Source organism: Burkholderia sp. HAN2018 (genome assembly GCF_024704855.1).
Classification (GTDB): domain Bacteria; phylum Pseudomonadota; class Gammaproteobacteria; order Burkholderiales; family Burkholderiaceae; genus Burkholderia; species Burkholderia cepacia.
This window is the reverse complement of the sequence record NZ_QOBB01000262.1, coordinates 1-9,131: the sequence shown is the minus strand read 5'-3', so window position 1 is coordinate 9,131 and position 9,131 is coordinate 1. Positions and strand designations below refer to the sequence as shown.

Genomic DNA, 9,131 nt, shown 5'->3' with positions numbered 1-9,131 from the left:
CCGACTCCCAGGCGCAGACGCTGGCGCCCGTGCACCCGGCCGCCGTGCCGCTCGTCAGGCAGCAGCTCGACGCGCTTGCGACCGACCAGTTCCGCTGGACGGGCGAGGCGTGGCCCGGCGCGCGGCTCGACTGGACGATCGAGCCGGACGATCCGGGCAGCCGCGCGCCGCGCGGCGACGACGGCCCGGGCGACGGCATCGCATGGCGCACGCGCCTGACGCTGACGTTGCCGTCGCTCGGCACGGTCGACGCGGAGCTGATGCTGAACGGCACGCAACTGGTCGCGCGATTGCGCGCGAACCAGACGGGCGCCGACCGCCTCACGCGGCACGAGGCCGCGCTGCGGCAGCGGCTCGAGGTGTCGGGGCTGCGGGTGGGAGGATTGTCGATCCGCGCGGTCGACGACGGCCCGGACGGCTTCGACCTGTTTGCAGCCCAGGCGGCCGCCGCCGCGTATGCGCGCGGTTCGGCCGGCGGCCCGGCGACGCAGGCGCCGGATACCGACGACGAGGCGCTGCCATGAGCATGACGTCCCGCAAGCGCGCGGCCGCGCTCGTCTACGATCCGAAGGGCGGCGATGCGGCGCCGCGCGTGGTCGCGAAGGGCTACGGCGTGCTCGCCGAGATGATCGTCGCGCGTGCGCACGATGCGGGCTTGTACGTGCATACGGCGCCGGAGATGGTGTCGCTGCTGATGCAGGTCGACCTCGACGACCGGATTCCGCCGCAGCTCTACCAGGCGGTCGCGGATCTGCTCGCGTGGCTGTACGCGCTCGACCGCACCGAGCCCGCGCCGGACGACACCACACCGCGCTTTCCGCTGCCGCCGCTGCGCTGAATCGCCCGGCATCGCGCGACTTCTTACGAAATGCTGTCCTGGTCTTGCAAGGTCATTCGGGCGGCATTTTCCGGTTATCGGCCGGCATCGTGGCGCAACGCGCGCGCTTTGCCCGCCTTCTTGCTGTTGCCGGGCGTGCCGCGACGCTCCCGGATGGATTGAGCCGCCGGTTTGTTTGTGTAATGATATCCATTCTCATTTTCATGCTGCCCGGGCGGCGCGCACGTTTTGCGCGCCGCCCGTTGTTTTGAACGAATGGAACCTTTCGCGTGAACGCGCCCGAAACGATCAATCCGCCCAAGACGGGTACTGCCCGCGCGGGCGTCACCGTGCTGCACCCGGCGGCCCGCCCGCTGAGCGACGACGAACTGGCCGCGCGCCGCCAGCGTTCGCGCCGCGCGACCTTCATCAAGTGGCTGCGCAAGGTGCACGGTTGGGTCGGGCTGTGGGGCGCGGTGCTCGGCCTGCTGTTCGGCGTGACGGGCGTGCTGCTCAACCACCGCGCGCCGCCGCTGAAGATTTCGACGGGCGAGCCGCAGGTCGAGGAGATGCAGATCGCGCTGCCGGATCCGGTGCCGAAGACGCCCGCCGCGATGACGAAGTGGCTGCAGCACGAGCTGAATTTCGACGGCAAGCCGGGGCGCATGCGCAAGGAGGCCGCGCAGCCCGTTGCGTGGGGCGACAAGCGCGTGATGCAGCCGGAGCACTGGCAGTTCGGCCTGTTCGGCCCGCACCAGAACCTGCAGGCCGAATACTGGGTCGGCAACGGCTATGTCTCGGTGAAGCGCACGGGCAACACGTTCCTGACGACGCTGAACAACCTGCATCGCGGCGTCGGGATGAATCTCGGCTGGGTGCTGCTGATGGACACGATCGCGGGCTCGCTGATCCTGCTGTCGCTGACCGGCGTGCTGCTGTGGACCGAGCTGAACAAGCGCCGCACGGTCGGCGTCGTGCTGGTGGTCGGTTCGGTCGCCGCGGCGCTTGCCGCCGGCCTGACCTGACCGGCGGGCGCGCCGGCCGGGCGCCGGCGCGTGTGCTGTCGTCAGTTTCGTCGGCTTCGTCGGCTTAGCCCGTCGCGGCCGCATATCCCGCGCGACCGCCCGCCGATCAGAGGCCGCACGCCGCGCCGCTGTTCGCCGCGATCTCCCGCGCAGCCTTCGCGCCCTCGACCTGCAGGATCGTCGGCAGCGACACGTGGTTCTTCGCGGCGGTGATCTCGGCGAGGATCGAGATCGCGATTTCCGGCGGCGTCCGGCTGCCGATGTAGATGCCGGCCGGCCCGTGCAGCCGGGCCAGTTCCGCTTCGCTCAGGTCGAATTCGCGCAGCCGCTCGCGCCGTGCCGCGTTGTTGCGCCGCGAGCCGAGCGCGCCCACGTAGAACGCGGGCGTCTTCAGCGCCTCCATCAGCGCGAGATCGTCGAGCTTCGGATCGTGCGTCAGTGCAATCACGGCCGAACGCGCATCGAGGTTCATCTCGAGCACCGTATCGTCGGGCATCGTGTGCACGACGCGCGTGCCCGGCACGTCCCACGCATCGGTATATTCCTCGCGCGGATCGCATACCGTCACCTGGTAGTCGAGCCCGATCGCGATCTGGCACAGATAGCGCGACAACTGGCCGGCGCCGATCACGAGCATCCGGTAGCGCGGCCCGTGGATCGTCACGAGCCGCTCGCCGTCGAACGCGAGCCCGTCGGCGGCCTGCGCAGGTGACAGCGATGCGCGGCCCGTCGCGAGCGTCATCGTGCGCGTGACGAGGCGCCCGGCCTCGACTTCCGCGCACAGCGCGGTTATCCCGCTGTCGCGCGTGAGCGGCTCGAGCACGAGCTGGATCGTGCCGCCGCAAGGCAGCCCGAAGCGATGTGCTTCCTCGGCCGTCACGCCGTACTTGAGCGCTTCCGGGCGCGCGTCGGCCGCGATGCCGCTCGCATGCACGCGGGCGATCAGGTCGTCCTCGATACATCCGCCGGACACGGAACCGACCACGAGCCCGTCCTCGCGGACCGCGAGCATCGCGCCTTCGGGGCGGGGCGACGAGCCCCAGGTCTTCACGACCGTCACGAGCAGCACGCGGCGCCCTTCTTCGAGCCAGCGCGCGCTGGATTTCAATACATCGAGATCGACGCTTTCCATCATCTTCTTCCTGTTGCCGGGCGCACCCGTCGATGCGGGCTGCCGTTCGATGGCGCGATTATGAACCGGCCGCGACAAGCGTGCAGGGACGGGGGAAGGCGCAAAACGGGGCGGGGGAGGCGCGCAGCGGCGGGGAAGGCGGGCGGGACGGCCCGTGCCGGGCCGTCGGCAGGTTGCCGGGCGGACACATCCGCCCGGCGGGGCGATGCGTCAGAGCGAGCCCAGATACTGCGTCAGGTTGCGGATGTTGTTGTCATACGCGCTCGGCGAGCCGAGCTCGACGCCGCCGCTGCGCACGTAATACTCGAACGGCACGGAGCGGGTGCCGAAGAACGGCAGGAAATTGTCCGGCTGCAGCGTCGTGCCGTTCAGGCCGATCGCCCAGTTCCGCGACTTGTACAGCTCGAGCTCGCGGATCGTCGCCTGGACCTGGTTCGTCTCCGACGCGCGAATCGCGGCGATGTGCTGCGTCAGCGTCTCGATGTTCGCCTGGTATGCGCTCGGCTCGCCGACCGAGACGCCACGCGCGCGGACGTAGTAGCTGAACGGCAGGTTGCGTTCCGTGAAGAACGTGAGGAAACCATCCGGCGCGAGCGTATCCCCGTTCAGCCCGATCGCCCAGTTCTTGCTTTGATAATCCCTGAGCCCCGCAATCGTCTGGTTGGTCGCGCTGATTTCGACCTTCGCCGTGACGTTGACCAATGTATTGCTCATGACAGACCTCTCTGGTTCTTGTTGAACTTCGGACAGGTGCAGCGACATGCCTCCGCTCGGAGGCAATTCAATACCAGCGACCGGATTATCCGGTTTTAAATGTTTTTAATTAAAAAGATGCTGAAAATTCGTTCGTGAACACGCAATGAATTTCTGTTTGATGGAAATGCGATTCGATGAAGCCGATTGCATCGCGTTGCGCTCATGCTGCGGCGAATTCCCCGTCTGACGCAGGCTGGGCGGGTGTGTGCGGCCGGCCGACCTGAATACTAGTTTGGCGGATGAAAGAGTTCAATGTCGTTCGCGAGATTATTTTCTTCTATTCATATTCAATTCAATTGAATTACATTTTTCATCGATTAATTTGTCGATCGGAATCGAATATATCGGTATTCGAAAAACAGCCGATGAAAACGGGAACTGCCGTGCGAATCGTTGCGGGAAACGCAACGCGGCGGCGAGACGGGCGAGGGAGCGGAGAGGAGGGGGCGGGGCCGGATGGCGGCCCCGCGGGTGCGCACCGTGCCGCGTGCGGCACGGCGGCGCTCAGTGCGCGTCGTGGCGACCGTGCGCGAGCTTCGAGTGGTGACGCGAGTACAGGAAGTAGATCACGAGGCCGATCACGAGCCAGATGCCGAACGCGGCCCACGTGACGGGCTGCAGGTTCAGCATCAGGAACAGGCACGATGCGACCGCGAGGATCGGCACGACCGGCACGCCGGGGCAGCGGAACGCGCGCGGCAGGTCGGGGTGCGTGCGGCGCAGCACGAGCACCGCGATCGACACCATCGAGAACGCCGCGAGCGTGCCGATGTTGATCAGCTCGGCGAGCACGTTGAGCGGCACGAGCGCGGCGATCAGCCCGAAGAACAGGCCGACGAGCCAGGTCGTCAGGAACGGCGTCGCGTAGCGCGGGTGCACGCGCGACAGCGTTGCCGGCAGCAGCCCGTCGCGCGACATCGCGAAGATCACGCGCGTCTGGCCGTAGCTCATCACGAGGATCACGGTCAGCATGCCGAGCACGGCGCCGAGATCGATGAAGCCCGCCACCCACGTCTCGCCGGCGACCTGCAGTGCATACGAGATCGGGTGCGAGATGTTCGCGTACTGCGCCGACGGCACGATGCCGGTCGCGACCGCTGCGACCGTCACGTACAGCACCGCGCACACCGCGAGCGACGCGATGATGCCGATCGGCAAATCGCGTTTCGGATTCTTCACTTCCTCGGCCGCCGACGACACCGCGTCGAAGCCGATGAACGCGAAGAACATCACGGCCGCGGCGCCGAACACGCCGTTCCAGCCGTGCGGCATGAACGGCTTCCAGTTGGCGGGCGTCACATGGAACACGCCGACCGCGATCACGAGCAGCACGACCGACACCTTGATGAACACCATGATGTTGTTGATGCGGGTCGACTCGCGGATCCCGATCGACAGCAGCGTGGTGATCACGATCATCACGAGGAACGCGGGCAGGTTGAACCACGTGACGACACCCGGCACCGCGCCGGGCGCGGCCGTCAGCACGGTGGGCAGCGTCAGCCCGAAGCCCTGCAGCAGCGACTGCAGGTAGCCCGACCAGCCGACCGACACGGCCGACGACGCGAGGCCGTATTCGAGCATCAGGTCCCAGCCGATGATCCACGCGACGAGTTCGCCGAGCGTCGCGTACGAGTACGTGTAGATCGAGCCGGCGACGGGGATCGTCGACGCGAATTCCGCGTACGACAGCGCCGCGAGGCCGCATGCGATCGCGGCGATCACGAACGACAGCATCAGCGCGGGGCCGGCCTGCACGGCGCCGGTACCGGTCAGCACGAAGATGCCGGTGCCGATGATCGCGCCGATGCCGAGGAAGGTGAGGTCGATCGCGCCGAGCGCTTTCTTGAGCCCGGCGGCTTGCGCGCCGGCGATCATGCGATCGACGTTTTTCTTGCGGAAGAGAGACATTGCGGATGAATCGCCAGCGCGCGCGGGCGCGATAGCGCTGACTGAGTGAAAACCCGCAATTTTAGCCGATTTGGCGCGCAAGACTCGCTGCGGCGCAGCGGTGTTCCGCGAAATAGTCCGATAAAACAAGCGCTTGCGCGCCAAAAGGACGGTCGGCGGACGGCACTCGGCGGCGGCGCGGCATGCGCCGCGTCGCCGGGTCGGGTCAGGTGAGTCGGGCCGGGCGGGGAAATCAGGCGCCGGCCGTGGGCGCCATGTCGACGAGCTGGTTGCTCATCACGTAGAACGTGAGTTCCGCATTGTTCGACAGCCGCATCTTCTCGAGCAGCCGCGACCGGTACACGCTCACCGTCTTCACGGACAGCGACAGCGTGTTCGCGATGTCGGTGAGCCGCTTGCCCGACGCGAGCATGCAGAGCGTCTGGTATTCGCGGTCGGACAGCTTCTCGTGCGGCAGCGGCTCGTTCTCGAACGACACGTATTCGGCGAGCGCCTCGGCCATCGCGGGGCTCACGTACTTGCGGCCGGCCGCGACCTGCTGGATCGCGCCGATCATCTGCGCGGCGTTGACCGTCTTCGACAGGTAGCCGGCGGCACCGGCCTTCAGCGCGCGTACCGCGTACTGATCCTCGCGGTACATCGAGAACATCAGCACCGGCGTGCGCGGCAGCTTGCGCTTGAGGCGCTTGAGCACTTCGATGCCGTTCGTGTCCGGCAGCGAGATGTCGAGCAGGATCGCGTCGAATTCCTGTTTGTCGACGGCGGCCATGGCGTCGCCGCCGTTCTCGGCCTCGGTGACGTCGCGCGCGACGCCACGGTCGATCAGCAACTGGCGGATCCCTTGCCGGACGATCGCGTGATCGTCCACGAGCAGGATGTTCAGGCTCATGACGACCTCACGAAAGCGACGCGCGGCGGGCCGTGACGGGCACCGCGAGCAGCGAATCCCAGGCGAAGCGCGCGGTGACGCGCGTGCCGTGGCCGGCTTCCGGCGTGGCCGTCTCGAAGCTGCCGCCGAACGCCTCGCAGCGGGCGCGCATGCCGGCGAGACCGTAGCCGCTGCGGCGGCTGCGGGCGAAACCGGTACCATCGTCGGAGACAATCAGTGACAGATGCGTGCCGTCGGTGACGATCCGCACGTCGACCGACGTCGCGCGGGCGTGCTTCGCGACGTTCGACAACGCTTCCTGTGCGACGCGGAACACCGCGAGTGCGCCGGCGCCGGCGACCTGCGTCAGGCGCGCATCGGCCGCGCATACGAAGCTGGTGCGCAGGCCCGTGCGTGCCGCATGGGTGTCGACCCACGACGACAACGCGCCGACCACGCCCGCGTCGAGCGCCGGCGTGTCGCGCTCGTCGATCAGCCGGCGATTCGCGTCGGTTGCGGCGTCGAGCGCCTGCTGCGCCAGCTCCAGCGCGCGCAGGCAACCGTCCGGCGCGTCGGCCGGCAGCCACGTTTGAACGTTTGCGAGCGCGAAACGCGCGGCGGTGAGTTCGGCGCCGAGCCCGTCATGCAACTCGCCGGCCAGGTGGCGGCGAGCGGCTTCGTCGGCGGCGAGCAATTGGGCAGACAGCGCTGCGATCCGCGCGGCGGAGGCGCCGCGTTTCGGCGCGGCGTCGGTAATGGGCGGAGTCGCGGCGCAGCCCGGCACGAGCTGTTGCGACGGGAACGGGGCGTGGGCGCCCAAAGGCGCGTTAAGCGACGTATCCATGACTCTCCCTGCTGTCAGAAAGCGGTTCAGACACCGGCTGGCTGCGTGGATCGGCTGCCGTTTCGAAGACGGTCGCCGCCAGAGAATCGCCCCCTGCCGAGGTAACAAAAGTTACGTCTTGTAACACTTGCATCCGACCCTTCCACTCTCATCCGAACGGCAACCACGCGCGGCGAATAATATCTCAAAATTTCCGAAAAGGTCATGTCGGGCGGACATTTAAGGGTAAATGTGAATAATCGGAATGAACGTGTTGTAGGAAAAACACTGACACCCGAGCGCCGGACGATGACGTATCCAAATGTAACTATTTGAGATGGGATGATCCCAATTTGTTACGAATTCGCCAAGTAGGGACGAAAAAAAACCGGAGCTTTCGCTCCGGTTCTTGATGGCGCGCAAATCTGGGGATCGATCAGTCCACGAATGCGCGCTCGATCACGTAGTGGCCCGGCGCGCTGTTCTTGCCTTCGACGAGGCCGGCCTGCTTCAACAGGTCGGTCGTGTCCTTCAGCATCGCGGTGCTGCCGCACAGCATCACGCGGTCGTTTTCCGGCGAGAACGGCGGGACGTCGAGATCCGTGAACAGCTTGCCCGTCGCGATCAGGTCGGTGATCCGGCCTTCGTTGTCGAATGCTTCGCGCGTGACCGTCGGGTAGTAGACGAGCTTTTCCTTGATGATGTCGCCGAGGTACTCGTGGCCCGGCAGGTCGTGCTTGATGTAGTCCATGTACGCGAGCTCGCCCTTCAGGCGGCACGTGTGCGTCAGGATCACCTTGTCGAAGCGTTCGTAGATGTCCGGGTCGCGGATGATCGACATGAACGGCGCGAGGCCCGTGCCCGTCGACAGCATCCACAGCGTCTTGCCCGGCAGCAGGTTGTCGGCAACCAGCGTGCCCGTCGGCTTCTTGCCGATCAGCACCGTGTCGCCCACCTTCAGATGCTGCAGGCGCGACGTCAGCGGGCCGTTCTGCACCTTGATGCTGAAGAATTCGAGATGCTCTTCGTAGTTCGGGCTGACGATCGAGTAGGCGCGCGCGAGCGGCTTGCCGTCGACTTCGAGGCCGACCATCGTGAATTCGCCGTTGTTGAAGCGCAGGCTCGCCTCACGGGTGCAGGTGAAGCTGAACAGCGTGTCGGTCCAGTGATGGACGGATTGGACGGTGGCGGTGTCGTATTTGCTCATGGCTTTGAAAACGGACGCGCGTAGCGAACGCGAGTAACGGGCCCAAAAACGGGCAAAAAACCGAGTGCGACGGCCCGATCGAGGATCGGCCGGCCGGCGCGTCGGACACGCGCCTTCTCGATGACAGACGATTGAGGAACTCGTTATTTTACCCTGTTGGCGCGGATCGCGGGCTTGACCCCCGCGGCTGCGCGGATTTGGCGCAACGAATTATTTCAATCTGCTTTCAGTTTTCAGCGCTCGGCCGCGAGTTTCGCGCCGAGGCCGACGAGTGCCACGCCGCACAGCGCGTCGAGCGGGCGCCGCACGCGCCGGTAGCCGCGCTGCGCGCGCGGGCTCGCGAACAGGTACGCGACGCACGAATACCAGCCGGCCGACAGCACGCCGATCGTCACCAGCACCGCGCCGTTGAACCACAGCGGCACGTGCGCGGGCAGCATCGCGGCGAACACGCTGGTCCAGAACGCGCACGATTTCGGGTTCGTCAGGCACGTGAACAGGCCGCTGCGATACGCGCGCAGGTAGTCGCGCGCGTGCGGCGCGGCCAGCGGCGCGCGTTCGTCGGGCGCGTCGGCCGGTGCCGCGTCGCGGC

The 9,131-nt window shown here is 66.6% G+C and carries 10 protein-coding genes; 3 read left to right on the top strand and 7 right to left on the bottom strand.

Annotation, left to right across the window (positions count from 1 at the left end; genetic code table 11):
- From DPV74_RS35825 to DPV74_RS35815, 3 genes are all read left to right on the top strand, one after another.
- A partial coding sequence (locus tag DPV74_RS35825) for a flagellar hook-length control protein FliK (RefSeq protein ID WP_162923232.1) occupies positions 1–524 on the top strand: 524 nt, incomplete at its 5' end.
- Positions 521–838 (top strand): EscU/YscU/HrcU family type III secretion system export apparatus switch protein, encoded by a 318-nt coding sequence (locus DPV74_RS35820; RefSeq protein ID WP_021157023.1) that lies wholly within the window; start codon positions 521–523, stop codon positions 836–838. The genes DPV74_RS35825 and DPV74_RS35820, both read left to right, overlap by 4 nt.
- Before the next feature lie 269 nt (positions 839–1,107).
- Positions 1,108–1,842 carry a PepSY-associated TM helix domain-containing protein gene (locus DPV74_RS35815; protein WP_059688321.1) on the top strand — a complete coding sequence of 245 codons (735 nt, stop codon included), beginning with the start codon at positions 1,108–1,110 and terminating at the stop codon, positions 1,840–1,842.
- Positions 1,843–1,948: 106 nt separating this feature from the next.
- On the opposite strand, the gene DPV74_RS35810 is transcribed toward DPV74_RS35815, so the two are convergent.
- From DPV74_RS35810 to DPV74_RS35780, 7 genes are all read right to left on the bottom strand, one after another.
- Positions 1,949–2,974: an XdhC family protein gene (locus DPV74_RS35810; RefSeq protein WP_119338902.1), complete on the bottom strand. Its 1,026-nt coding sequence runs from the start codon at positions 2,972–2,974 to the stop codon at positions 1,949–1,951.
- Between the two features lie 210 nt (positions 2,975–3,184).
- The gene (locus DPV74_RS35805) at positions 3,185–3,688 is read right to left on the bottom strand and encodes a hypothetical protein (RefSeq protein WP_027788893.1); all 504 of its coding nucleotides are present in this window, start codon (positions 3,686–3,688) and stop codon (positions 3,185–3,187) included.
- A gap of 546 nt (positions 3,689–4,234) precedes the next feature.
- Positions 4,235–5,641, bottom strand: a complete 1,407-nt coding sequence (locus tag DPV74_RS35800; RefSeq protein ID WP_119338901.1) for an amino acid permease — start codon at positions 5,639–5,641, stop codon at positions 4,235–4,237.
- Positions 5,642–5,873: 232 nt separating this feature from the next.
- Positions 5,874–6,530: a response regulator transcription factor RqpR gene (gene rqpR / locus DPV74_RS35795; protein WP_021157028.1), complete on the bottom strand. Its 657-nt coding sequence runs from the start codon at positions 6,528–6,530 to the stop codon at positions 5,874–5,876.
- Positions 6,531–6,537: 7 nt separating this feature from the next.
- A complete protein-coding gene (gene rqpS / locus DPV74_RS35790) occupies positions 6,538–7,353 on the bottom strand; it encodes a quorum system sensor histidine kinase RqpS (protein WP_059700434.1) in 816 nt (271 codons plus the stop codon).
- 415 nt (positions 7,354–7,768) lie between these two features.
- Positions 7,769–8,539 (bottom strand): ferredoxin--NADP reductase, encoded by a 771-nt coding sequence (locus DPV74_RS35785; protein WP_027788896.1) that lies wholly within the window; start codon positions 8,537–8,539, stop codon positions 7,769–7,771.
- A 233-nt stretch (positions 8,540–8,772) separates the two neighbouring features.
- On the bottom strand, positions 8,773–9,131 hold a 359-nt coding region (locus tag DPV74_RS35780), incomplete at its 5' end, for a LysE family translocator (protein WP_240440085.1).

Bases quoted from the DNA above. Each gene is read 5' to 3' on its own strand.
- DPV74_RS35820 (WP_021157023.1), top strand. From the start codon at position 521: ATGAGCATGACGTCCCGCAAGCGCGCGGCCGCGCTCGTCTACGATCCG.
- DPV74_RS35810 (WP_119338902.1), bottom strand. From the start codon at position 2,974: ATGGAAAGCGTCGATCTCGATGTATTGAAATCCAGCGCGCGCTGGCTC.
- DPV74_RS35805 (WP_027788893.1), bottom strand. From the start codon at position 3,688: ATGAGCAATACATTGGTCAACGTCACGGCGAAGGTCGAAATCAGCGCG.
- DPV74_RS35800 (WP_119338901.1), bottom strand. From the start codon at position 5,641: ATGTCTCTCTTCCGCAAGAAAAACGTCGATCGCATGATCGCCGGCGCG.
- rqpR (WP_021157028.1), bottom strand. From the start codon at position 6,530: ATGAGCCTGAACATCCTGCTCGTGGACGATCACGCGATCGTCCGGCAA.
- rqpS (WP_059700434.1), bottom strand. From the start codon at position 7,353: ATGGATACGTCGCTTAACGCGCCTTTGGGCGCCCACGCCCCGTTCCCG.
- DPV74_RS35785 (WP_027788896.1), bottom strand. From the start codon at position 8,539: ATGAGCAAATACGACACCGCCACCGTCCAATCCGTCCATCACTGGACC.